At 71.6% G+C, this 23,879-nt stretch carries 22 protein-coding genes; 16 read left to right on the top strand and 6 right to left on the bottom strand.

The annotated features are described in order from the left end of the window. Positions 1-143: 143 nt before the first annotated feature. Positions 144-725 carry a TMEM165/GDT1 family protein gene (locus tag J2S59_RS16840; protein WP_068124528.1) on the top strand — a complete coding sequence of 194 codons (582 nt, stop codon included), beginning with the start codon at positions 144-146 and terminating at the stop codon, positions 723-725. Positions 726-844: 119 nt separating this feature from the next. Here J2S59_RS16840 and J2S59_RS16835 read toward each other — a convergent pair whose 3' ends face one another. The 3 genes from J2S59_RS16835 to J2S59_RS16825 all read right to left on the bottom strand — a co-directional run bounded on the left by J2S59_RS16835 (position 845) and on the right by J2S59_RS16825 (position 5,959). After that, positions 845-2,092 (bottom strand): HNH endonuclease signature motif containing protein, encoded by a 1,248-nt coding sequence (locus tag J2S59_RS16835; protein WP_306825312.1) that lies wholly within the window; start codon positions 2,090-2,092, stop codon positions 845-847. Positions 2,093-2,686: 594 nt separating this feature from the next. Further along, positions 2,687-3,949, bottom strand: coding sequence for a hypothetical protein (locus J2S59_RS16830; RefSeq protein ID WP_068116535.1), 1,263 nt, complete (start codon positions 3,947-3,949; stop codon positions 2,687-2,689). Positions 3,950-4,141: 192 nt separating this feature from the next. Next, positions 4,142-5,959 carry an AMP-dependent synthetase/ligase gene (locus J2S59_RS16825; protein WP_068116533.1) on the bottom strand — a complete coding sequence of 606 codons (1,818 nt, stop codon included), beginning with the start codon at positions 5,957-5,959 and terminating at the stop codon, positions 4,142-4,144. 111 nt (positions 5,960-6,070) lie between these two features. Here J2S59_RS16825 and J2S59_RS16820 point away from each other — a divergent pair, with 111 nt between their 5' ends. The 6 genes from J2S59_RS16820 (at position 6,071) to J2S59_RS16795 (ending at position 10,725) form a co-directional block, all read left to right on the top strand. Continuing rightward, positions 6,071-6,511: an SRPBCC family protein gene (locus tag J2S59_RS16820; protein ID WP_068116531.1), complete on the top strand. Its 441-nt coding sequence runs from the start codon at positions 6,071-6,073 to the stop codon at positions 6,509-6,511. A gap of 17 nt (positions 6,512-6,528) precedes the next feature. After that, entirely contained in the window at positions 6,529-7,749 is a 1,221-nt protein-coding gene (locus J2S59_RS16815; RefSeq protein ID WP_306825311.1) for an ArsA family ATPase, read from the top strand. After that, entirely contained in the window at positions 7,746-8,174 is a 429-nt protein-coding gene (locus J2S59_RS16810; RefSeq protein WP_068121678.1) for a hypothetical protein, read from the top strand. The genes J2S59_RS16815 and J2S59_RS16810 overlap by 4 nt, the downstream gene beginning before the upstream one ends. Beyond that, positions 8,171-9,121 (top strand): ROK family glucokinase, encoded by a 951-nt coding sequence (locus tag J2S59_RS16805; RefSeq protein WP_068121676.1) that lies wholly within the window; start codon positions 8,171-8,173, stop codon positions 9,119-9,121. The genes J2S59_RS16810 and J2S59_RS16805 overlap by 4 nt, the downstream gene beginning before the upstream one ends. 7 nt (positions 9,122-9,128) lie before the next feature. Continuing rightward, positions 9,129-9,950, top strand: a complete 822-nt coding sequence (locus J2S59_RS16800) for an ROK family protein (protein WP_181642072.1) — start codon at positions 9,129-9,131, stop codon at positions 9,948-9,950. A gap of 265 nt (positions 9,951-10,215) precedes the next feature. Further along, entirely contained in the window at positions 10,216-10,725 is a 510-nt protein-coding gene (locus J2S59_RS16795) for a peptidylprolyl isomerase (protein WP_068121682.1), read from the top strand. On the opposite strand, the gene J2S59_RS16790 is transcribed toward J2S59_RS16795, so the two are convergent. Both J2S59_RS16790 and J2S59_RS16785 read right to left on the bottom strand, forming a co-directional pair. After that, a complete protein-coding gene (locus J2S59_RS16790) occupies positions 10,726-11,163 on the bottom strand; it encodes a hypothetical protein (protein WP_306825310.1) in 438 nt (145 codons plus the stop codon). It lies immediately after the preceding gene. After that, positions 11,160-11,918: an alpha/beta hydrolase gene (locus J2S59_RS16785; protein WP_246360584.1), complete on the bottom strand. Its 759-nt coding sequence runs from the start codon at positions 11,916-11,918 to the stop codon at positions 11,160-11,162. Before J2S59_RS16785 ends, J2S59_RS16790 begins: the two co-directional genes overlap by 4 nt. A gap of 83 nt (positions 11,919-12,001) precedes the next feature. Between J2S59_RS16785 and J2S59_RS16780 the strand changes: the two genes are divergently transcribed. From J2S59_RS16780 to J2S59_RS16760, 5 genes are read left to right on the top strand one after another with little or no spacing between them, the layout of a single operon-like run. Continuing rightward, positions 12,002-12,748 carry a lysophospholipid acyltransferase family protein gene (locus J2S59_RS16780; protein WP_068124274.1) on the top strand — a complete coding sequence of 249 codons (747 nt, stop codon included), beginning with the start codon at positions 12,002-12,004 and terminating at the stop codon, positions 12,746-12,748. A 5-nt stretch (positions 12,749-12,753) separates the two neighbouring features. Then, entirely contained in the window at positions 12,754-13,926 is a 1,173-nt protein-coding gene (gene macS / locus J2S59_RS16775) for a MacS family sensor histidine kinase (RefSeq protein WP_181642532.1), read from the top strand. Further along, the gene (locus J2S59_RS16770) at positions 13,923-14,471 is read left to right on the top strand and encodes a flavin reductase (RefSeq protein ID WP_068124276.1); all 549 of its coding nucleotides are present in this window, start codon (positions 13,923-13,925) and stop codon (positions 14,469-14,471) included. The genes macS and J2S59_RS16770 overlap by 4 nt, the downstream gene beginning before the upstream one ends. Beyond that, positions 14,468-15,169 carry a response regulator gene (locus J2S59_RS16765; protein ID WP_068124278.1) on the top strand — a complete coding sequence of 234 codons (702 nt, stop codon included), beginning with the start codon at positions 14,468-14,470 and terminating at the stop codon, positions 15,167-15,169. The genes J2S59_RS16770 and J2S59_RS16765 overlap by 4 nt, the downstream gene beginning before the upstream one ends. After that, positions 15,162-16,064, top strand: coding sequence for a hypothetical protein (locus tag J2S59_RS16760; RefSeq protein ID WP_068124280.1), 903 nt, complete (start codon positions 15,162-15,164; stop codon positions 16,062-16,064). Before J2S59_RS16765 ends, J2S59_RS16760 begins: the two co-directional genes overlap by 8 nt. A 30-nt stretch (positions 16,065-16,094) precedes the next feature. Here J2S59_RS16760 and glpK read toward each other — a convergent pair whose 3' ends face one another. Continuing rightward, on the bottom strand, positions 16,095-17,576 hold the full coding sequence (gene glpK, locus J2S59_RS16755; RefSeq protein ID WP_068124282.1) for a glycerol kinase GlpK: 1,482 nt from the start codon (positions 17,574-17,576) through the stop codon (positions 16,095-16,097). 106 nt (positions 17,577-17,682) lie between these two features. Between glpK and J2S59_RS16750 the strand changes: the two genes are divergently transcribed. The 4 genes from J2S59_RS16750 to J2S59_RS16735 all read left to right on the top strand — a co-directional run bounded on the left by J2S59_RS16750 (position 17,683) and on the right by J2S59_RS16735 (position 23,863). Next, positions 17,683-18,711 (top strand): 6-phosphofructokinase, encoded by a 1,029-nt coding sequence (locus J2S59_RS16750; protein ID WP_306825309.1) that lies wholly within the window; start codon positions 17,683-17,685, stop codon positions 18,709-18,711. A gap of 87 nt (positions 18,712-18,798) precedes the next feature. Further along, positions 18,799-20,250 (top strand): APC family permease, encoded by a 1,452-nt coding sequence (locus J2S59_RS16745; protein WP_068120875.1) that lies wholly within the window; start codon positions 18,799-18,801, stop codon positions 20,248-20,250. Positions 20,251-20,329: 79 nt separating this feature from the next. Then, the gene (locus J2S59_RS16740) at positions 20,330-22,450 is read left to right on the top strand and encodes a RecQ family ATP-dependent DNA helicase (protein WP_068120881.1); all 2,121 of its coding nucleotides are present in this window, start codon (positions 20,330-20,332) and stop codon (positions 22,448-22,450) included. A gap of 33 nt (positions 22,451-22,483) precedes the next feature. Next, positions 22,484-23,863: a class II 3-deoxy-7-phosphoheptulonate synthase gene (locus tag J2S59_RS16735; RefSeq protein ID WP_370871502.1), complete on the top strand. Its 1,380-nt coding sequence runs from the start codon at positions 22,484-22,486 to the stop codon at positions 23,861-23,863. The last annotated feature ends 16 nt before the right edge of the window (positions 23,864-23,879 follow it).

Raw genomic sequence — 23,879 nt, 5'->3', positions numbered from 1 at the left:
ACCAGTCGGGTTCATCTCCCGAGAGGACCGGTGAGCACAGACCGGATCTCGTGTGACAGCACCCCCATCGGCGGGGCTACCACGGATCCGAGGAATTCGCCCGCCTCGTCTCGGCGCCGGCGCCCGGCGTAGAGTCGCGGCTCGTGCTCTCAGCTCTTCTGCTCAGCACCGTGGTGATCTTCATCGCGGAGCTCGGCGACAAGTCCCAGCTGATGGCGATGACCTTCGCCACCCGCTACCGGACCCGCGACGTACTCATCGGCATCACCGCCGCGACGGCGGTGGTCCACCTCGCCTCGGTCGGCATCGGCTTCTGGATCGGCGAGGCGTTCTCCGACTACCAGGGCTGGATCTCGATCGGCGCCGGCATCGCGTTCATCGGCTTCGCCCTGTGGACGCTGCGCGGCGACGAGCTCACCGAGGACGAGGCCGAGAAGGCCAAGCGCAGCACCGGCAAGGCGCTCCTCGCCGTGGGCGTGGCGTTCTTCCTCGCCGAGCTCGGCGACAAGACCATGCTCGCGACGATCACCTTGGCCACCACCGAGAACTGGTTCGGCGTCTGGATCGGCAGCACCGTCGGCATGGTCGCCGCCGATGCCCTGGCGATCGTGGCCGGCGCCGTGCTGGGCAAGCGGCTGCCTGAGAACGTCATCAAGTACGGCGCCGCGGCGGCCTTCGCCGTCTTCGCCGTGCTGCTGATCGTCGAGGGTGCCGGGCAGGTCTGATCCCTGCCGCCCCCGCCGATGTGAATGTTCGAGCACGCGCTCGTTGGTCGAGCTCTGCCCGTAGGTCGAGCTCCTGCTCGTAGGTCGAGCTCCTGCTCGTTGGTCGAGCTTGTCGAGACCTATCTGCGTCGATAGAACCTGAAGCTGCCGTCGGGATGTCGCTCGTGGTCGAACGCGGGGTCGTGAACGATGTGGTGGTGGTGGCTGCAGAGCGCGACGCCGTCCTTGACCGACGTCTTGCCGCCCTCGCTCCACGGGATGAGGTGGTGGATTTCGCACCAGGTGGCGGGGATGTCGCAGCCGTCGGCGCGGCAGGTTTTGTCGCGGAGCCGGATGGCTTTGCGCATTGCGGGGGTGTGGAGGCGGCTGGCGCGGCCGAGGTCGAGGATCTCGCCGGCTTCGCCGAGGACCGCGGGGATGATCTGTGCCTGGCAGGCCAGGCGGCGGGCGTGCTCGGGGGTGATGTGGGTGTCGTCGCCGTCGGGGTCGAACCCGAGCCCGGCTTTGCCGAGTCCTTCACGCAGCTCGTGGAGGGTGATGGTGACGATGACGGTGGTGGCGTCTCCGCCGTGGTCGGGGATGCGGGTGGGGTCGAGGCGTTCGAGGAGGTCGCGGAACGCGAGTGCCATGAGCCGGGGGCGGGGGATCAGCTTGCCGTCGGCGGCGGCTGCTTGTTTGCGGGGTTGGGCGAAGGCGTTGAGGATGGTTTCGAGGCGGTGGGCGACGTCGTCACCGATCACCCCGGTGAGGCGGGTGGTGCCGTCACCGAGCGATCGCCAGGACAGGCGTTGGGTCTTGTTGGCGTGCGCTTCGGCGTCGCGTAGGCGGCGTTCGTCGCGGGCCTGGGTGCCATGGGGGTCGAGGTGTTCGAGGATCCGGCGCCCGAGGATGCGCAGCTCGTACGGTCCGAACTTCGCCGCATGGTCGACCAGGGTGCGTTCGGCGCGCTGCACCAGTTCGGGGTCGAGGTCGTCGTCGCCCTCGACGAGCTCGTCGAGTGCGCGGGCGATGACCCGGACCTGGTCGAGATTCACGACGCCGGCGGTAAAGGCGTCGGTGAGGTGGTGCCAGCGGGTGTCGAGGGCGCTGGCGAGTTTGTCGTCGAGGCGGGCGTTGCGGCGTTCGAGGCGTTGGTCGCGGGCCAGCCAGGATCCGGCGTCCTTGTCGCCGGATTCCTCGGCCAGGTCGGCGGAGAGGGCGAGGACCTGCAGCTTCATCGCGGTCACGCGGGCTTCGGCGCGGGCGAGGTCGCGCAGGACCTGCTTCTTGGCCTCGGGCGGTAGTGCCCAGGCTTGGGCGACCCCGACCTGGTCGAGTGCGGCGTGCAGCACGGCGAGGCTGTCGGTGATGGGGTGTTGACTGTTCATCACGGGGGCCTCCCTTCGCGCAGCGTGATGATCGATGAACTGATCTACGCGGCGACGCCGGGGGCCCATCCACGCTCTCGGGTGGGGCAATTACTAACCGTGGTGCGTCTGTCCGTCCGGTTTCGACCAGCGCTGGATGCGAGGCCTCGTCGCCGGTACGGCGTACCACTAACCGTACACCAGTTCGATCCGGTTGGCAACACGGCGAGATGGGTGTTCGGCCCTCCGGTTTCAGTCCGGCCTCCGCGCACGCGCCGCGGCGCGTTGTCAGCGGGCCGGCCCTTCCGGGGGAGGTCACGTTCTTCGCAGGCGTCGCCCCATTCGTCGCTGTTGGTCATCGAGCGTCGTTCCGCTGTCCCGCCAGGGGCCGGCGGCGTCTAGCGGTCTGCCGGCCACTTCGCGGAGCTTCGCGAGACCATCGCGGTCCGGAAGTCGGCATGCGAATCTTGTGCGTGCGAATGCTGGTCGTGGGGTCTATGTATGCAGCGACAGTCGGAGCCTCGTCTAGACCAGCGATCGTGAACCTCCAGCATCCTCCAGTGGGCTGTAGGCACTCCCGGCATCGGTACGTCCGGCGCCGCCGATTGAGGCGGGTTACGCTGCCCCGCCACCGTCCTGGTCAGAGCCACCCCGACGTCGCGCTCGTTCGACGAACCTGCTGGCAACCTTCTCTGTTGCCGAGGTGGCGCGCTGGCGAGTTTCGGTGCTGAGACGCTTGCCAGCGCCCAACGCGCTCGCTCCCCTTGTGCGTGCGGAGTCGCGTACCTCGGCCGCGGCAGCGGCCCAACGTCGCGTCTCGAGGTCGTATCGGGAAGCCCCCACCCCGAGTCGCTCGTGGAATTCAACGATGGACATGGTGACGTTCGTGCTCGCCTGAACGACGGCGGGCGATTGGATCGGATTGAACAGGACCCGCGAGTTGGCCGTCGCCGCGGCCGACTCCATCCGCGCGACCAGCCGCTCGGTGCTTTGGGAGACAGCATTGAGCCGCTCCTGACGAGCAGCCTTTAGTCCCAGGCGATGGCCGTCCAAGTCATCCGGCGCAGTCTCGAGAACCCGGTCGAGCTCAAGGATGGCGATGCCTTCTTGGAGCTGGAAGCAACGAGCGAGCACCGCGAGCCAATCTCGGACTCTTGCTTCCGTGTCCTTGGCCGTCTTCATCAGGTCCGCAATCGTCGACTTCCGCTCGAGCTTCTCCGCGAGCGCGTCCAGCTGGAGCAATGCGTACGCCTGAGTGTCGGCAATCGTGCCTGCAGCGTCTTGGATCTTGGACCAAGTAACCTCGTTGACGCGGCCGACGTGCTCGCGGATCGTCATAGCCTCCTCGATTTGGAGCCCCACTCCGATCATCCGCGCGAGGACAGAGTCCTTCTGAGCGCGAAGCACCTCGTCGAGCTTTGCGTCGATGGCGGCCAGATAATCAGTGATCTCGTCCATCGCCTGCTGCATGGCGAGTTGAGCCATAAGCGCGGGTGCCCCTGCGAACAACCGCGGGTTGGTCGGCAGTTGGCCGGGACCCCTGTCCAGCTGAATCCAGGACTTGATGTCGCCGGGCGTACCGATCATCGCGTGGCTGACGCCGGACGTCTTGGTGGGTGTCAGCCCCAACTGATTGACCTTGCGCGCGGAATCCTCGGTCAATCGCACCCAGCGCGCAGAGTCAACCACTTGCGAGGCTGCGTGGGCCGAAGCTGCATGTGAGCCAACCGCTCCAAGGTTCAGGACCTTGCTGAGGCGCGCTAACCCGAGATCTTTCGATGGCAAGCCCAAGGTGTCGAGGAACCGTTCGACGGCTGACGCCTCACCGATGACGGCGAGGCCGTCGCCGTCACTCATCAACTCGATTTCGTTCTCCACGCGAACTCCTTGCTACATGCCGGTTGGCACGCGCTCCGGACAGTCGGTCGATCCGTGTGCCTCAGAACCGTGACTTTACGCGCGAGGTGCGATGAATCGAACAGAACGTTCAACGCACGGGGGAATCAGCGACGAGGTGGCATGATCCATATCAGCCCCTGCGATCGATCTGTGGCGACCCCGAGGCATCGGTCAGTTGTAGAGCGCCTCGACCTCATCGGTGAAGTCGCGCATGACCGCGGTCCGCTTGAGCTTCAGGCTCGGGGTGACGTAGCCGGCCTCCTCCGTCCAGTCGGCCTCGAGGATGCGGTGCTTGCGGATCGACTCCGCCTTGGAGACGGCCTTGTTGGCCTCGGCGACCGCGGCGTCGATCTCGGTGCGCAGGTCGGGGTCGTTGGCAAGTGCCCCCACGTCACCCTTGCGTCCGTGCTGCTCCGCCCAGGCGGTCACGCCCTCCTCGTCGAGGGTGATCAGGGCGCCGATGAACGGGCGGCCGTCGCCGACGACCAGACACTGACTGACGAGCGGGTGGGCGCGCACGCGGTCCTCGAGCACGGCCGGGGCGACGTTCTTGCCGCCGGCGGTCACGATGATCTCCTTCTTGCGCCCGGTAATCCGGACGAAGCCGTCGGAGTCGACCTCGCCGACGTCGCCGGTGCGGAACCAGCCGTCGGAGTCGAGGGCCTCGCGGGTCGCGGCCTCGTTGTTCCAGTAGCCGGAGAACACCTGGCCACCGCGGAAGAGCAGCTCCCCGTCCTCGGCCACACGTACGGCGGTGCCGGGCAGCGGCCGGCCGACGGACCCGATCTTCAGCGCCCCGGGCAGGTTGACCGTCAGCGCCGCGGTGGTCTCGCTGAGGCCGTAGCCCTCGAGGACAGTGAGCCCGATGCCGCGGAAGAAGTGGCCCAGGCGCTCACCGAGCGGCGCGCCACCGGAGATGGCGTAGTCGCAGCGACCGCCCAGCGCCTGGCGCAGCTTGCCGTAGACGAGCTTGTCGAAGAGCGCGTGCTTGGCGCGCAGCCGCAGCCCGACCTTGCCGGCCTCGTCGGCGCGCGACCAGGCGATGGCGGTCTCGGCGGCCCGGTCGAAGATCGCCCCGCGACCGTCGGCGGTCGCGCGCTGCGAGGCGCCGTTGAAGACCTTCTCGAACACCCGCGGCACCGCCAGCAGGAACGACGGGCGGAAGCTCGCCAGCGCAGGCAGCAGCTGGCTCACGTCGGCCGAGTGGCCCATCCGCACGCGCGCCTTCATGCAGCCGATCTGGATGATCCGAGCGAAGACGTGAGCCAGCGGCAGAAAGAGCAACGTCGACTGCTGCTCACCGTCGGGCGCATCGCCGTTGCCGAACAGCTCCTGCAGCTCGTGGACCGCCACCCCGAGCTCGAAGGCGAAGTTGCCGTGCGTGAGCATGCAGCCCTTGGGGTCGCCGGTCGTGCCGGAGGTGTAGATCAGCGTCGCGACCGACAGCGGCGTCACAGCGGCGCGGCGTGCGTCGAGGACGTCGTCGTCGACGTCGGTCCCGAGCGCGGTCAGCACCTCCACGGCCCGGTCGTCGATCGTCCAGACGTGCGAGAGGTCCTCGAGGTCGGCGCGCACCTCGCCGACCCGGCCGCGGTGGTCGGCGTTCTCCGTGATCACCGCGACCGCACCGGAGTCCGACAGGATCCACCGGATCTGGTGCGCCGAAGAGGTCTCGTAGATCGGCACGGTCACCGCGCCGGCGTACCAGATCGCGTAGTCGAGCAGGGTCCACTCGTAGCGGGTCTTGGAGATCAACCCGACCCGGTCGCCCTCCTCGACACCCGCCGCGAGGAGGCCCTTCGCGACCGCCCGCACCTGCTCGTGGAACTCGGCCGCGGTGACGTCGCTCCACCCGTCCGCGGCGGGCCGGGCATAGAGCACGGCGTCCGGATGCTGCTGCGCGTTGGTCACCAGGTCGTCGGTGAGGCTCCCGGTCGACGGGATCGCCGCCGTGTGGACGGGGGACAGGGGGGTGGCGTACTCGCGCACTGTTTGCGTTCTCCTGAAGGGGGTGGACCGACACGAGCACGTTACTCCTGGGTCGGATAGTGTCGCCGATGCCCGTCCCGCGCGTGTGCGCCCGGCAGCGAAGGACTCCTCGTGCCCGACCAGACCTCCTCGAGCATCGTCGTCGCCGCCAGCCCCGCGGCCGTGATGGCCGTGATCGCCGACTTCGACGCCTACCCCGACTGGGCCCAGGGGGTGAAGACCGCCGACGTCGTGGCCGAGGGCACCGGTGGCCGCGCCGAGAAGGTCTACTTCGAGCTCGACGCCGCCCCCATCAAGGACTCCTACACGCTGGCCTACGTCTGGGACGGCGACCGTTCCGTCACCTGGACCCTCGCCGAGGGCAAGATGGTGCGCGCGATGGACGGCGCCTACGAGCTCGAGGACCTCGGCGACGGGCGCACCGAGGTCACCTACCGGCTCGCCGTCGACGTGGCGATCCCGATGATCGGCATGCTCAAGCGCAAGGCCGAGAAGGTCATCATCGACACCGCGCTGAAGGGCCTCAAGAAGCGCGTCGAGTCCCTCTCCTGAGCGCGGCGGAGCCGCGCGTGCGCATCCTCCTGTTCACCGGCAAGGGCGGCGTCGGCAAGACCACCGCAGCCGCGGGTACGGCGACGATGGCCGCGCGCCGCGGGGAGCGGACCCTCGTGCTCTCCACGGACGCGGCGCACTCGCTGGCCGACGCCTTCGGCCCCGAGGCCGGCGCGGCGATCGGGCACGAGCCGACCGAGGTCGAGGACCGGCTCTTCGTCCAGCAGGTCGACGCCCAGCGGCGGTTCGAGGCGTCCTGGCGCGACGTCCAGCACTACCTGCTCAGCGTCCTGGACGCCGCCGGGGTCGACCGGATCACCGCCGAGGAGCTCACCGTCCTCCCGGGGGCCGAGGAGGTGCTCGCCCTGCTCGAGGTGCGGGCCCAGGTCCAGTCGGGCCGCTGGGACGTGGTCGTCGTCGACTGTGCCCCGACCGCGGAGACGCTTCGGCTGCTGGCGCTGCCGGAGGCGCTGGGGTGGTACATGGAGCGTGTCTTCCCCATGGAGCGCCGGGTGGTCAAGGCGCTGCGCCCGGTCCTCGCCCGCGCTGCGGGCGTTCCCATGCCGCAGGACGTCGTCTTCGACGCCCTGGAGCGGCTGCACGCCGACCTGCACGAGGTCCACGAGCTGCTCACCGGTGACGACGCCAGCGTGCGGCTCGTCCTCACCCCCGAGACCGTCGTCGTGGCCGAGGCCCGCCGGTCGCTGACCAACCTCAGTCTCTTCGGCTACCGCGTCGACGGTGTCGTCGCCAATCGCGTCTTCCCGGCCGACGGTGCCGACGCGTGGCGCGGCTCGTGGGTCGAGGCGCAGACCCGCGTGCTCGAGGAGGTGGAGCAGTCCTTCGCCGGCCTACCCGTGTGGCGCTCGGCCTACCACGCACGCGAGCCGGTCGGCACCGACGAGCTCGCGGCGTTCGCTGCAGCGGCGTACGGCGAGACGGACCCGCTGGCCGTGCCGACCGGCGAGGGGCCGATGACCGTGCGCCGCACCGACGCCGGCGCGACCCTGCGCATCGCGCTGCCGTTCGCGGCCAGGCAGGATGTGCACCTCGCCCGGCACGGCGACGACCTGGTCGTGACCGTCGGGTCCTACCGTCGGCTGCTGACGTTGCCGAGCGCGCTGGGTCGCATGCGGGTCGCCGGCGCGGGAGTGGAGGAAGGTGCGTTGCAGGTGCGGTTCGTGACCCAGACATCCGAGACAGAGGCACAGGATTCCACGGGGGAGGAGCAGTCATGAGTGACGCGGGGCGTGAGGACGTCGGCTCGGTCGGCGAGGAGGCCGCGAAGCTCTTCGGCGTGCTCTCGGACTGGGCGCGCACCCAGGACGCGGGCCACGTCGCCGACGACCTCGGCGAGCGCCTCACCGCGGCCGCGCGGTCGGTCAACGACCACGTCGCCACCGGGGGCGCGGACTGCCGCTACTGCCCGGTGTGCCAGGCGATCGGCGTCGTGCGCTCGACCAGCCCGGAGGTGCGCGCTCATCTGACCAGCGCGGCCGGGTCGCTCGTCCAGGCGGTGGCGGGCCTGCTCGCGACCCACGTGCCCACGGACGCACAGACCGGCCAGTCCCGGCAGGCAGGCCAGTCCAGCCAGCCCGACCGGGACCGCGGACCGGTCGAGCACATTCATCTTGACGGGGACCTCGACGGGGACGACGCATGACGCTGACCATCGGCGTCGACGTCGGCGGCACCAAGATCGCCGCCGGGGTGGTCGACGAGACCGGCCGGCTGCTGGCCCGAGGCCGCCGTGAGTCCCCGGCCAGCGACCCCGAGGCGATCGAGGCCTCGATCGTCGAGCTCGTCGTCGAGCTGCGCGCCGAGGTCGGGCGTCCCATCGGCGGTGTCGGGGTCGGTGCGGCCGGCTTCATCGACGCGTCCCGGTCGACCATCTTGTTCTCCCCGAACCTCGCCTGGCGCGACGAGCCGCTGCGCGCCGACCTCGAGCGCCTGCTCGACCTGCCGGTCGTGATCGAGAACGACGGCAACGCCGCTGCCTGGGGCGAGTTCGCGTACGGCGCGGGTCGCGACGTCGACGACCTGCTGCTGATCACGGTCGGCACCGGCGTCGGGGGTGGCATCGTGCTCGACGGCGAGCTGCGCCGCGGTGCCTTCGGCATCGGTGGCGAGGTCGGCCACCTCCGGGTGGTCCCCGGCGGACGCCTGTGCGGGTGTGGCAACCACGGCTGCTGGGAGCAATACGCCTCCGGCTCCGCGCTGGTGGCCGACGCCCGGATCGCCGCCGTGGCCGACCCGGAGGCCGCGGCCGACCTGATCACCGCCGCGGGCGGGGACGTCGCCGGGATCACCGGGCCGCTCGTCACCACCCTCGCCGCGGGTGGTGACGCCTTTGCGCGCTCGCGGCTCGCGGAGCTCGGCCGCTGGCTCGGGGAGGGCATCGCCTCGGTCAGCGCGGTCCTCGACCCCGCGCGCATCGTCGTCGGCGGCGGCGTGGCGGCAGCCGGCGACCTCCTGCTCGGCCCCCTCGCGGAGGCTTTCGGGCAGCACCTCATCGGCCGCGGTCACCGCCCGGCCCCCGAGATCCGTCCGGCGGTGCTGGGCAACGACGCCGGGATGCTCGGTGCCGCCGACCTCGCGCGCCGCCCCTGAGCCGCCGATGACGTCCGCGCTCACCCTCGGTGTCGACGTCGGTGGCACCAAGATCCTCGGGCTGCTGGTCGACGCCGACGGCGCGGTCCTCGCCGAGCACCGCGCCCCGACGCCCGCCGGTGACGCACGAGCCATCGAGGACGCGCTGGTCGAGGTGGTCGACGAGCTGCGCCCGGACGACGGTCCGGTGACGGCGCTCGGGATCGGCGCAGCAGGCCTGGTTGACGGCCGTCGCGGGGTCGTCCTGCACTCCGCCCACGTGCCATGGCGCGACGAGCCGCTGCGCGACCGGCTCGCGGAGCGCACCGGCCTGCCCGTCACCCTCGACAACGACGCCACCGCCGCCGCGTGGGCCGAGCAACGGTACGGCGCCGGTGCGGGCTCGCCCGACATGGTCTTCGTCGCCCTGGGCACAGGGATCGGTGGTGCGATCTTCTCCGACGGCCGTCTGGTCCGCGGCCGCAACGGGCTCGCCGGCGAGTTCGGCCACGTCCAGGTCGTGCCCGACGGCCGCCCGTGCCCCTGCGGCCTGCGCGGCTGCTGGGAGCGCTACTGCTCGGGCACGGCGCTCGAGGTGAGCACCCTGGACGAGGTCGGGCACTGGTTGGCCGTCGGTCTCGCCGGACTCGTGGCCGCTTTCGACCCCGACGTGGTCGTCCTCGGCGGCGGGCTCGGCGTGCCGGACACCGGGCTGCTCGCGATGGCCGAGGCGCGTCTGCCCGACCACCTCACCGGCGCCGCGCACCGCCCCCTGCCCCGACTCGCGTACGCCGCCCTCGGCCCGCGCGCGGGAGCGCTGGGCGCGGCCGGGTTGGCACGCCAGGGCTGAGCCCTCGGACACCCTCGGACAACTGTCTCGAGGTCTGGCGGGCGAACCACCGCGTTGTGCGATCATTCTGCGCGCCAGCACCGCCGTCAGGGAGAGACCCATGTTCCGCAACCGCCGATGTGCCGTCCTCTGCGCTCTTGTCGCCGTGTTGTCTCTCGGGCTGCTGGCGGCCTGCGGCGGCGATGACGCCGGCGCGGATGGCCCGCCCAACGGCACGAGTTCTCCGCAAAGCCGCCTCACGCCGGGCGAGAGCGACTCCGCCGAGTTGCGCACGGCGACAGCGGCCACGCTGTCCACGAGCTTGGGCGAGATCACCGTCACGCTGTTCGGGGAGCAGGCGCCGATCACGGTCGACAACTTCCTCGGCCTGGCCGATGGATCGAAGGCATGGGCGGGGCAGCAGGACGACGAGCCGCTCTACCAGGACGTGATCTTCCATCGGGTGATCGACGGTTTCATGATCCAGGGCGGCGACCCCGAGGGCACCGGTCGTGGGGGGCCGGGCTACCAGTTCGAGGACGAGATCGACCCGTCACTGACCTTCGATCGGCCCTATCTGCTCGCCATGGCCAACGCGGGGCCAGGAACGAACGGTTCGCAGTTCTTCATCACCGTCACTCCGACCCCGCACCTCAACGGGCTGCACACGATCTTCGGCGAGGTGGCCGACGCCGACAGCCAGGCTGTGGTCGACGCGATCGCCGCCGTCGAGACCGACCAGATGGACAAGCCGCTCGAGGACGTCGTCATCACCTCGATCTCGGCCGACGATTAGCTAGACGACCGCGCCGCTGTCCCAGCCGTCGTCGTCGTTGCGGCGCATCTTGGTGAACAGATAGCCGGCGCCGCCGAGGAACCACGCGGCGAGACAGCCGAGGACGAACATCGGCGGGCGCATGCCGAGCATCAGCACGACCAGCAGCAGCGCGGGCACCCCCAGCAGGCCGAACCATGCCGCGCGCTGGAGCCGCGTGCCGTGGGGGACCGGCGGGGCCTCCGGCGGGACGAAGGTGTCCTCGTCGTCCCACTCCGGCTCGGCCCTCGCAGGCTCCGCCGGCGGCGGGCTGGCCGGGCGGAGCGGATCGCGGAACAACCGCCGCAACCGCTCCGGGTCGTCGGCCGGTGGGTCGTCCTCAGGGTCCAGCCGGGCCCGTTCGCCGTACCCCTCGATGATGCGGCGGAACTCCTCGTCGGTCCTGTCGGGATCGTTCACGGCGCGGTGACACGCTCCACGAACCGGGCCGACTCGTCGAAGATCGTCGCGGCATCGTTGTCGAGGGTGGCCACGTGATAGCTGTCGGGCAGCAGGATCTCGCGAGCGTCGCGCGAGGAGACGCGCTGCAGGATCATCCGCGCCGACGACGGGTCGACGACGTGGTCCTCGGCGGAGCGGAACACCAGCAGCGGTGCGGTGATCGCCGGCAGCTCGGGGCGCAGCGCCTTCCACGCGTCGACCAGCGACGCGAGCGCCCGCAGCGGGGTGCGGTCGTAGCCGTGCTCGACCACCCCGGACTTCTTGATGTCACCTGCCAGGCCCGGCATCGACGGCACGACGTGCTTGAGCACCGGCAGCAGCAGCAGCTGCTTGTTGGTGCTGGTGACGGCCGGGTTCACCACCGTCACGCCGGCGATCTCGGGGTGCCGGGATGCCAGCCATAGCGCGAGCGTCCCGCCCATCGACAGCCCGCCGACGACGACCCGGTCGCACTGCGCGGCCAGGTCGGCGTACGCCGTCTCGATCGCCTCCGACCAGTCCTTCCACCCGGTCCGGTTCATCTCCTGCCAGGTCGTGCCGTGACCCGGCAGAAGCGGCACCCGGACGGCGTACCCCCGGGCCGCGAGGTGCTCGGCCCACGGCCGGATCGAGGCAGGCGACCCGGTGAACCCGTGGCTCAGCAGGACGCCGACCCGGCGGCCGTCGGGGCCGGGGGTGCCTTCACTGGCGAAGGGGGCGATGGGATCGCTCACGCGCTCCTCCTCGAGGGTGTTGAATGTCCCGAGACTAGCGACCGCCGGACCGGGCCGGCGGCCGGAGACGAAAGGTGCACGCGGTGTTCTACTGGCTGCTGAAGTTCGTGCTGCTCGGTCCGCTGCTGCGCATGATCTTCCGGCCGCGCGCCGAGGGCACCGAGAACGTCCCCCTGGAGGGTCCGGCGATCCTCGCCTCCAACCACCTCTCGTACGCCGACTGGCTGTTCATGCCGCTGGTGATCCCGCGGCGGGTCACGTTCGTGGCCAAGGCGGAGTACTTCGAGACCCCCGGCATCAAGGGCCGGTTGCAGCGGTTGTTCTTCTCCGGCAGCGGCCAGGTGCCGATCGACCGGTCCGGCGCCACCGCGGCCGCCGGCGCGCTGAAGACCCAGCTGCGGCTGCTGCGCGCCGGCGAGGTCTGCGGCATCTACCCCGAGGGCACCCGCTCCCACGACGGTCGGCTCTACCGCGGCCGCACCGGCGTCGCCCGGCTGGCGCTGGAGTCGGGCGTGCCGGTCATCCCCGTCGCCGTCGTCGGCACCGACCGGATCGCCCCGCCCGGCAAGAAGTTCGGCACGTTCACCCGTCCGCTGGTGCGCTTCGGCACGCCGCTGGACTTCTCCCGCTACGAGGGCATGAGCGAGGACCGTTACATCCTGCGCTCGATCACCGACGAGATCATGTACGAGATCATGCGGCTCTCCGACCAGGAGTACGTCGACATGTACGCCACCCAGGCCAAGGAGCTGGCGAAGGAGCAGGCCAAGGAGCAGGCGCGCGCGAAGGCCGACGCGGGCGAGGTCGACGCCGAGCGCAAGGCGTCCTGACGGCGGTGAGCACGCCGCGCGACGAGCGCGAACCGGCGACCTGGGCGGTCGAGACCACCCTGTTCCGGGGCCTCGCCGTGCTGCGCGTGGTCATGCTCGGCTTCGCGGTGGCGGTGAGCGCCGCCAAGTGGGACCGGATCGACGAGCACGCGCTCGTCGTCGGTGCCTGGATCGTGATGGCGGCGTGGACCGGCTTCGCGGCCTGGTGGTACGACCGCCCCCAGCGGCGCACGACCCTGCCGTACGTCGTGGAGCTGGCGCTGGCCGTGGGGCTCATGCTGCTGACGCCGGTGATCCACGTCCCGAGCCACGACCTGGCGGCCTCGGCGACCCTACCGAGCTTCTGGGTCGCGGCCGTCGTGCTCGGCTGGGGGATCCGGTGGGGCTGGCTCGGTGGTCTGGTCGCCGCGGTGCTGGTCTCGCTGGCGGACCTGGCGATCCGCACCGAGGTCACGCAGTACGCCATGGGCAACGTCTTCCTGCTGCTCCTCGGCGGCCCGCTGGTGGGCTGGTGCACCCTCGAGCTCAAGCGGATGGCAGAGGCTCGCGACCGCGCCGAGCGTCTCGCTGCGGCGGCGGCCGAGCGGCAACGTCTCGCCCGGGTCGTCCACGACGGCGTCCTGCAGGTGCTCGCGCTCGTGCAGCGCCGGGGTGCGGAGATCGGCGGCGACGCCGCGGGTCTGGCCAGGCTCGCCGGTGAGCAGGAGGTCGCGCTGCGGGCCTTCGTCCAGTCGTACGACGGCGACGCGGCCCCGCGCCAGCAGCTCGACCTCGCGGCGCGGCTGGCGACGCTCGCCTCGGCGCAGGTGACGGTCTCGGTCCCGCCGGGTGCCGTCGAGGTGCCTGGTGCGGTCGGCCAGGAGATCGTCGCGGTCGTGCGGGCCTGCCTGGACAACGTGCGGGTCCACGTCGGCGAGGACGCGCCGGCGTGGGTCCTGCTGGAGGAGCTCGACGACTCCTGGGTGGTGACCGTGCGCGACGCCGGTCCCGGCATCGCGGCGGGCCGGCTCGAGCAGGCCGCGGCCGAGGGGCGCCTCGGTGTCTCAGCGTCGATCCAGGGCCGGATGCGCGACCTCGGCGGACTCGCTCGACTGACCACCGGACCCGACGGCACCGAGTGGGAGCTCATCGTCCCCCGTCGCTCGCCGGTCATCGCGGGGCAGGATGGGCGGCGATGACCATTCACACCACCCACCCCTTCGCCGACCCGTCGGGCGACCGTGACCCCGCCCGCCGGCTGCGCGGTCGGCTCGGCGGCGTCGTGATGCTGTGGACCCACGGCGAGCTGGCGGCGCGGACGGCCGTCGGGCTCACCGTCTCCTCCCTCATGGTCGCCGGCGGGGAGCCCGCGACCGTCCTGGGACTCGTCGACCCGGACTCCGACCTTGCTGCCGAGCTGGAGGTGGGGACGCCGTACGCCGTGAGCCTGCTGGAGTGGCGCCACCGCGACCTGGCGGAGGTCTTCGCCGGGCTGGCGCCCTCCCCGGGTGGTCCGTTCGCGACCGGCACGTGGGAGCAGACAGCGGCCGGCCCGGTGCCACGCGGCGTCCGCGACCATGCCGTCGCGCGCGTGAGCAGCCTGCGGGAGGTCGGCTGGTCGATGCTGGTCGAGGCCGACCTGGAGGAGGTCGTGGTGGCCGACGGTGAGCCGGAGAGCGCCGACACCGCGCCGCTGGTGCACCGCCGCGGGCGCTACCAACGTCCGCCGGAGGAGACGCGATGACGACCGGCGTGCGGGTGATGGTCGTCGACGACCACCCGATGTGGCGCGAGGCCGTCGAGCGCGACCTGGCTGCGGCCGGGTTCGAGGTCGTGGCGACGGCCGCCGACGGTCGGGAGGCGCTGGCGCGGTTCCCCGCCGCGAGGCCGCAGCTGGTCGTGCTCGACCTGCAGATCCCCGAGCCCAACGGGGTCGCGGTGACCGCCGAGGTCGTGGCCCAGGACCCGTCGGTGCGGGTGCTCATCCTGTCGGCCTCGGGCGAGCAGGCCGACGTACTCGCCGCCGTGAAGGCCGGCGCGACCGGCTACCTGGTCAAGTCGGCGTCGCGCGAGGAGCTGCTCGAGGCCTGCGAGCGGGTCGCGCGCGGTGACACGGTCTTCACCCCGGGCCTCGCCGGCCTGGTGCTGGGGGAGTACCGCCGGCTCTCCGGCGAGCCGGGTGAGCCGGACCGCGAGACACCGCGGTTGACCGAGCGCGAGACCGAGGTGCTGCGGCTGGTGGCGAAGGGCTTGACCGCACGTCAGATCGCCGAGCGCCTGGTCCTGTCGCACCGCACCGTGCAGAACCACGTCCAGAACACCCTGCGCAAGCTGCAGCTGCACAACCGCGTCCAGCTCGTGCGCTACGCGATCGAGCAGGGTCTCGACGAGGATCCTGACGACGCCGACGAGGAGCTCGACGGGAGGCCCGTCGGTGGCTGAGGACCCCTGGCACGAGATCGTCGACGCGTTGTATGCCGTCACGCTCGGCGACTTCACTCCCGAGCGGGACCGCCGCGCGAAGGAGCTGAAGGGCCAGGACGCCGGGCTCGCCGCGCGCGTGAAGACGCTGAAGAAGCCGTCGACGGCCGCTTGGGTGGTCAACCTCCTGGTGCGCCGCGAGACCGAGCAGGTCGACCAGGTGCTGGAGCTGGGTGCCTCCCTGCGGGCGGCTGCCGAGGACCTCGACGCCGAGCAGCTGCGGGCCCTGACCAAGCAGCGCCGTCAGCTGACCGCGGCCGTCACGACCCAGGCCCGGGGCCTGGCGCGGGGTGAAGGGATCAAGGTCTCCGCCTCGGTGGCCGACCAGATCGAGGGGACCCTGCACGCGGCGATGCTCAGTGAGCAGGCGAGCGAGGCGATCCGCACCGGCGCGCTGGTGCGCGCGATCGAGCCGTCCGAGGTCGGCGGGCTCGGCGACGACGCTGACCTCGCCGACGCGGTGGCGCACGCCGACCTGCTCGGCACCCAGCCGACTCCGACCGAGGCGCCCGAGCCCACCCGGCCGAACCTGCGGGTGGTGCCTGACGACGGTGCCGCGCGCAGGGCGGCAGAAGAGGAGCTCGAGGCCGCCCAGGAGGTGCTGGAGCAGGCCGCGGAGGAGGCCGACGACGCCGAGGAGGCCGTCAGTGGCCTGCGCGCGCGCTCGCTGCAGCTGGAGCAGGAGCTGGAGGAGCTGCGCCGGCGGATGGCCGACCTCGACACCGAGCTGGAGAGCGTCGTCGACCGGCTCGAGGAGTCCGAGGCGATGCTCGAGGAGGCCACGGCCGCCCGCGCCGACGCGCAGGCCGCGGTCGCCGCGGCGGAGGCCGAGCTGGCCCGCCTCACTGACTCCTAGACCCGCATGTCGTGGCGCGTAGCGCGCCGCTCAGACCTCGGCCCAGCCCCGCGAGCGGCGTACGGCCTCGTTCCACCGGGCGTACGCCGCATCGGCGTCCGCCCGCTCGGCGCTGGGCTCGAAGCGCCGGTCCAGCTGCCAGGTCTCGCGCAGCGCGTCGGTCGAGTCCCACACGCCGGTGCCGAGCCCGGCGAGGAACGCCGCACCCAGCGCGGTCGTCTCCACCACCTTGGGTCGCTCCACCGGCACCCCGAGCTGGTCGGCCTGCACGCTGCACAGCAGGTCGTTGGCGCTCGCGCCGCCGTCGACGGCGAGCGAGGTGAGGCCCGGCATCGTCTCGATGACGTCGCGCACCTCGAAGGTGATCGCCTCCAGCGTCGCGCGGACGAGGTGGGCGCGGGTCGTGCCGCGGGTGATGCCGAGGATCGTGCCGCGGGCGTGCGGGTCCCAGTGCGGCGCGCCGAGGCCGGTGAGCGCCGGCACGAAGACCACGCCCTCGGAGGAGTCGACGGTCGACGCGATCGCTGCCGTCTCGGCGGCCGAGCCGACGATCTGCAGGCCGTCGCGCAGCCACTGCACGGCCGCGCCGGTCACGAAGATCGCCCCCTCCAACGCGTACGTCGTGGTGCCGTCGGGTGCGCGCCACGCAGCCGTGGACAGCAGCCCGGCGTCGGAGCGGACGACCTCGGTCCCGGTGTTGGTGAGGATGAAGGAGCCGGTGCCGTAGGTGCACTTCACCTCGCCCGGCTCGAAGCAGGTCTGGCCGAACAGCGCCGACTGCTGGTCGCCGGCGATGCCGGCGATGGGGAGGTCGAGGCCGAGGAACGTGCGCGGGTCGGTGCGGGCGAGCTCGCCCCACGACGGCACGATCTCGGGCAGCGCGTCGCGGGGGACCCCGAAGAGCCCGCACAGCTCGTCGGACCAGTCCCCGGTCGTGAGGTCGAACAGCAGCGTGCGCGAGGCGTTCGAGACGTCGGTGAGGTGGTGCAGCCCCCGGGTCATCCGCGCGACGAGGTAGGAGTCGACCGTGCCGACGGCGTACCTCCCCGACTCCACCAACGCCCACGTGTGCGGCTCGTGCTCGGCCAGCCAGCGCAGCTTGGTGCCGGAGAAGTACGGGTCCAGGCGCAGGCCGGTCAGCTCGGCGACCCGGTCCTCGTGGCCCTCGGTGCGCATCGTCTGGCAGATCGCGGCGGTGCGCCGGTCCTGCCACACGATCGCCCGACGGGGTGAGCCGAGCGTCTCGCGGTCCCACAGCACGACCGTCTCGCGCTGGTTGGTGATGCCGATGCCCTGCAGGGGCGGGCCGTCGGTGCGCTCGTACGCCGCGATCGCCATGCGGGTCGACTCCAATGTCGCCTGCCAGATCTCCTCCGGCGTGTGCTCGACCCAGCCCGGCCGGGGGAAGTGCTGGGCGAACTCCTGGTAGCCCTTCGCGGCGATCGTCCCGTCCGTGGTGACCACGACGGCGGTCACGCCGGTGGTGCCGGCGTCGATGGCGAGCACGCTCATGGGGGTGACCCTGCCACATCGTGGATAGGGTCCCCGTGAAGGTTGCAGTGGAGCTTCCAGTGAAGTCTCCAGCGACTCCCCACACCCACGTCATCCAGGAGGGACCATGCGCGTCGGCGTACTCACCGGCGGGGGCGACTGCCCCGGCCTGAACGCTGTCATCCGGGCCGTCGTCCGCAAGGGCACGAGCGTCCACGGCTTCGAGTTCGTGGGCTACCGCGAGGGCTGGCGCGGTCCGCTCGAAGGGATCAAGGCACCGCTCACGGTCGACGACGTCCGCGGCGTGCTGCCCCGCGGCGGCACGATCCTGCGCTCGTCGCGCACCAACCCCTTCGCCGTCGAGGGCGGCGTCGAGCAGATCAAGTCCAACCTCGCCTCCGACGGCGTCGACGCGCTGATCGCGATCGGCGGGGAGGACACGCTCGGCGTGGCCACCAAGCTCGCCGACCTCGGCGTCAACGTCGTCGGGGTGCCGAAGACGATCGACAACGACCTCTCCGGCACCGACTTCACCTTCGGCTTCGACACGGCCGTCAACATCGCGATGGAGGCGATCGACCGGCTGCACACCACCGCCGAGTCCCACCACCGCGCCGTGGTCGTCGAGGTCATGGGCCGCCACGCCGGCTGGATCGCCCTGCACGCCGGGCTGGCCGCGGGCGCCAACGTCATCCTCATCCCCGAGCAGCCCTTCGACATCGACGAGGTCGTGCGTCACGTCCAGAGCCGCTTCGAGATCGACTACTCGCCGATCCTCGTCGTCTCCGAGGGGGCCGTCCCGCGCGAGGGCGGGGAGATGACGCTGATGTCGGGGGAGAAGGACGCCTTCGGCCACGTGCGCCTGGGCGGCATCGGCGAGCGGATCGCTGCCGAGATCGAGCACCGCACCGGCAAGGAGGCCCGTGCCGTCGTGCTCGGCCACGTGCAGCGCGGCGGCACCCCGACCGCGCGCGACCGGTGGATGGCGACGCGGTTCGGCCTGTACGCCGTCGACGCCGTCGCGGAGGCCGACTTCGGCACGATGGTCGCCCTGCGCGGCAAGGACATCGTCCGCGTGCCGCTCATCGAGGGCACCGGCGAGCTCAAGGTCGTCTCGCCCGAGGAGTACGCCGAGGCGCAGGTGTTCTTCGGGTAGGGCCTGCTCGCAGGTCTCGTCCGGGCCCCGGCGGGGTAGGTTCCGCGCACTCGCCCCGATCGGGGCCGCACGAGGGGGCCATCGCACGTGAGCGACGCACCGACCAGCACCACCGGGCACCCGGGCAGCAACACCGACGACGCCCCGGAGCTCAAGCGGGTCCTCGGACCCAAGCTGCTGCTGCTGTTCATCGTCGGCGACATCCTCGGCTCCGGGATCTATGCGATCACGGGCGACGTCGCCGGCGAGGTCGGCGGTGCGGCCTGGCTGCCGTTCCTCGTGGCGTTCGGGATCGCGACGCTCACGGCGTTCGCCTACCTCGAGCTCGTCACGAAGTACCCCCAGGCAGCGGGCGCCGCGCTCTACGTCCACAAGGCGTTCGGGATCCACTTCGTCACGTTCCTCGTTGCGTTCGCCGTGATCAGCTCGGGCATCACCAGCGCCTCGACGAGCGCCAACGTGCTGGCCAGCAACCTCCTCGCCGGCCTGGAGGGTGCGGGCTGGGCGGTCGGCACCGGTAGCGGCCAGGTGCTGTTCGTCGCGATGGCGTTCATGGTGCTGCTCGCGTTGATCAACCTGCGCGGTGTCGGCGAGAGCGTGAAGTTCAACGTGGTCCTGACGGCGATCGAGATCGGCGCGCTGCTGATCGTCATCGGCGTCGGCTTCTTCGCGATGTCGCAGGGCAATGCGGACTTCTCGCGCGTGGTGGTCTTCGAGTCGGCCGAGGGGAAGAGCCTCTTCGTCGCGGTCACGGCGGCCACGTCGCTGGCGTTCTTCGCGATGGTGGGCTTCGAGGACTCCGTCAACATGGTCGAGGAGACCAAGGACCCGCTGCGGATCTTCCCGAAGGTGATGTTCACCGGCCTCGGGATCGCGGTCTTCTTCTACGTGCTGGTCTCGATCACCGCGGTGGCGTTGATCCCGGTCGGGGACCTCGCCGAGAGCGACACGGCCCTGCTCGACGTCGTGGCCGTCGGCGCGCCGGACTTCCCGATCGACAAGGTCTTCCCGTTCATGACCGTGTTCGCGGTCGCCAACACCGCGCTCATCAACATGCTGATGGCCAGCCGGCTGCTCTACGGCATGGGGCGCCAGGACGTACTGCCGCGGGTGCTCAGCAAGGTCCTGCCGGGTCGTCGTACGCCGTGGGTGGCCATCGTGTTCTCCACTCTGCTCGCACTCGGACTCATCGCGGTCGTGGCGCTGGTCCTCGACCAGACCGGGGTCGACGCGCTGTCCGGCACCACCGCGCTGCTGCTGCTCGGGGTGTTCGCGGTCGTCAACGTCGCGTGCCTCCTGCTGCGCCGCGACCCGGTCGACTCCGCGCACTTCGTCGCCCCGACGGTGATCCCCGTGCTCGGTGCGCTCGCGTGCGCGTTCTTCCTCGGTCCGTGGACCGGGCGCGACACGATCCAGTACACGATCGCCGCCGGCATGCTCGCGGTCGGCGTCGTGCTCTGGGCGCTGACGTGGCTGTGGAACCGCAGCGTCCGGGCCAAGCCGACCGGCTTCCGCGACCCCTCGGACCTCGCCGGCTGAGCTGCAAGTCGGGCGGGTGAGCGCCGGGCCTGTGGACGACCGGTGAGGTGTGTCGGACGCACCGCCTAGCGTGGCCGTCATGACGACACCGACGCTCGCCCTGGACGCCGACCGTGCCGCTGTGGCGGGTCGTGTCATCGCGGCCATGGCCGGGCCCGAGGCCCGCCTGCGCCCCGACCAGGAGACCGCGGTGGCGGCGCTGTGCGAGGACGCCGCACGCGTGCTGGTGGTGCAGGCGACCGGATGGGGCAAGTCGGCGGTCTACTGGGCCGCCACCGCCGTACGCCGCTCCGAGGGCGCCGGCCCCACGCTCGTCGTCTCGCCGTTGCTGTCGCTCATGCGCGACCAGGTCGCCGCTGCCGCCCGCGCCGGCCTGCGCGCGGCGACGGTCAACTCCGCCAACATCGACGACTGGTCCGGCATCGAGCGCGACCTGGTCTCCGGCGCCCTCGACGTCCTGCTGGTCTCGCCGGAGCGCCTGGCCAACCCGGGCTTCGGCCGGCGCGTGCTCGACGCGCTGACCGGTCGTCTCGGCCTGGTCGTGATCGACGAGGCCCACGCGGTCTCCGACTGGGGCCACGACTTCCGCCCCGACTACCGCCGCGTCTCCGACGTCCTGCAGCGGCTGCTGCCGACCACCCCGGTCCTGGCGACGACGGCGACCGCCAACGCGCGCGTGACCGACGACGTCGCCGCGCAGCTGGGCGAGACGACGCTGGTGCTGCGGGGCCCGCTTGCCCGCGCGAGCCTGCAGCTGGCTGTCGTCGACCCCGGCCGCGGTGACGGCTACGACCGGCTCAGCCCGCTCGACCGCTACGCCTGGGTCGTCGACCACCTGCCGCGGCTGCCGGGCAGCGGCATCATCTACACGCTCACCGTGGCCGACGCCCACCGGTTGGCTGAGGCGATCGCGTCGGTCCACCCGGATCTGCCCGTGGCTGCCTACACCGGTCAGCTCGACGGTGCGCAGCGCGAGAAGCTCGAGGACGCGCTCCTGGCCAACGAGGTCAAGGCGCTGGTGGCGACCTCGGCGCTCGGCATGGGCTACGACAAGCCCGACCTCGGCTTCGTCGTCCACGTCGGTGCGCCGCCCTCGCCGGTGTCCTACTACCAGCAGGTCGGCCGTGCCGGGCGTGCCCTCGACCACGCGCTCGCCGTGCTGCTCCCGTCGGAGGCCGACGACCGGGTCTGGGAGTACTTCGCCACCGCGACCATCCCCGTGCCCGCCCAGGTCGAGGCGGTCCTGGCCGTCCTGGCTGCTGCGGGGGAGTCGATGTCGGTGCCCGCGCTGGAGGCCGAGACCGGCGTACGCCGCACCCGGGTCGAGCTGCTGCTCAAGCAGCTCGCCGTCGAGGGGGTGGTCGAGCGCGGCGAGGCCGGGTGGTCGACCACCGGCAAGGAGTGGACGTTCGACGCCGAGCACTACGACGGCGTCATCGCGGTCCGCCGGCGCGAGGCGGACATCATGCGGTCCTACACGCGCTCGGAGAGCTGCCTCATGCAGCTGCTGCAGCGCTCCCTGGACGACCCGACGGCCGAGCCGTGCGGTCGGTGCTCGGCCTGCCTCGGCGCGCTGCCGACCGGCCTCGAGCAGCGCCCGAGCGTGGAGACCCGGCGTGCCGTCGCGGCGGTGCTGCGCACCCAGCGCCACGCGGTGGAGCCGCGCAAGATGTGGCCCGGTGGCGCGTTCGGGTCGCGCGGTCGGATCGCGGCCGGCGAGATCGCCGATCCGGGCCGCGCACTCGTGCACGCCGACGCTCCCGAGTGGAGCGAGCTGGTCGCCCAGGTCTTCGCGCGCGACGCCGAGGCGCCCGAGGAGCTGCGCGACGCGGTGGTCGGCGTGCTCGCCGACTGGCGCGGCAGCTGGGCCGAGCGGCCCGAGACCGTCGTGGGGCTTGCGGCGTCCGGGTTCCCGCGGCTGGTCGGGTCGCTGGTCGACCACGTCGCCGAGCGCGGTCGGCTGCAGCCGGCCGGGGTGCTCGACCTGCCGGCGCCGTCGGGTGACCTGAGCTCGGCGGAGGAGGCGGCGTGGTGGCGCGACCAGCTGCTGGCGGCGACCGCGCCGCCGGTCGAGGGCCAGGTGGTGCTGCTCGTGGTGGACGCGTCGTCGTCGCTGTGGCCCGTGACAGTGGTCACCTCGTGGCTGCGCCGGGCGGGGGCGCGCCGCGTGCTGCCGCTTCTCGTCCACCGGCGCGCGTGAGGAGCGGCCAGGGGAGCGACGTAGGCTGGACAGGTGGTACCCGACGATGCTCCTGGCCTGATCCCCGACCTGGCGACCCTGCACGCGCGCGGCGCGGCGCAGCAGCCGACCTACCCCGACCCCGCCGCCGTGCAGGCGGCCGTGCAGAAGCTGCGCGGCATGCCACCGCTGGTCTTCGCCGGTGAGTGCGACGACCTGAAGACCAAGCTCGCGGCGGTCTCCCGGGGGGAGGCGTTCCTGCTCCAGGGCGGTGACTGCGCCGAGACCTTCGACGGCGTCACCGCCGACAACGTGCGCAACAAGCTGCGCGTGCTGCTGCAGATGGCCGTCGTGCTGACCTACGCGGCGTCCGTGCCGGTGGTGAAGCTCGGCCGGCTGGCGGGGCAGTACGCCAAGCCGCGCTCCTCCGACACCGAGACCCGTGGCGACGTGACGCTGCCGGCCTACCGCGGTGATGCGGTCAACGGCTTCGCGTTCACCCCGGAGTCGCGCGTGCCCGACCCGCAGCGGCTCGTCGACGTCTACAACTCCTCCGCCGCGACGCTCAACCTCGTGCGTGCGTTCGTGACGGGCGGGTACGCCGACCTGCGCCAGGTCCACGCCTGGAACACCTCCTTCGTGAAGTCGAGCGGGGTGGGGGCGCGCTACGAGCAGGTCGCCGACGAGATCGAGCGCGCGCTGACGTTCATGAAGGCCATCGGTGCCGACCCGGAGGAGTTCCACCGGGTCGACTTCCACTCCAGCCACGAGGCGCTGGTGTTGGAGTACGAGCACGCGATGACCCGCATCGACTCGCGCACCCAGGCGCCGTACGACGTCTCCGCGCACTTCCTGTGGATCGGCGAGCGCACCCGTCAGCTCGACGGCGCCCACGTCGAGCTGCTGTCGCGGGTGCAGAACCCGATCGGCGTGAAGCTCGGCCCGACGACGACCGCCGATGACGCGATCGCGCTGGCCGAGCGGCTCGACCCGCACCGCGAGGCCGGCCGCCTGACCTTCATCACCCGCATGGGTGCCGGCAAGATCCGCGACCTGCTTCCCCCGCTGGTGGAGAAGGTCCGCGCGGCCGGCGTCGAGGTGGCGTGGGTCTGCGACCCCATGCACGGCAACACCTTCGAGGCGTCCTCGGGCTACAAGACCCGCCGCTTCGACGACGTGATCGACGAGGTGCAGGGCTTCTTCGACGTCCACCACGGTCTCGGCACCTGGCCCGGTGGCATCCACGTCGAGCTCACGGGTGACGACGTCACCGAGTGCGTCGGCGGCGGCGAGGCCCTGGCGGAGGCCGACCTCGGCAACCGCTACGAGTCGGTCTGCGACCCGCGCCTCAACCGCGTGCAGTCGCTGGAGCTGGCGTTCCTCGTGGCTGACATGTTGCGCCGTCGCGACGAGACCCCGGTGGACGCACGCTGAGCGGGCACGCCGACCC

The sequence above is a fragment of the Nocardioides massiliensis genome, assembly GCF_030811215.1.
Classification (GTDB): Bacteria; Actinomycetota; Actinomycetes; order Propionibacteriales; family Nocardioidaceae; genus Nocardioides_A; species Nocardioides_A massiliensis.
Note: the sequence above shows the minus strand (reverse complement) of the source record. Positions and strands in the feature narration are given on the sequence as shown.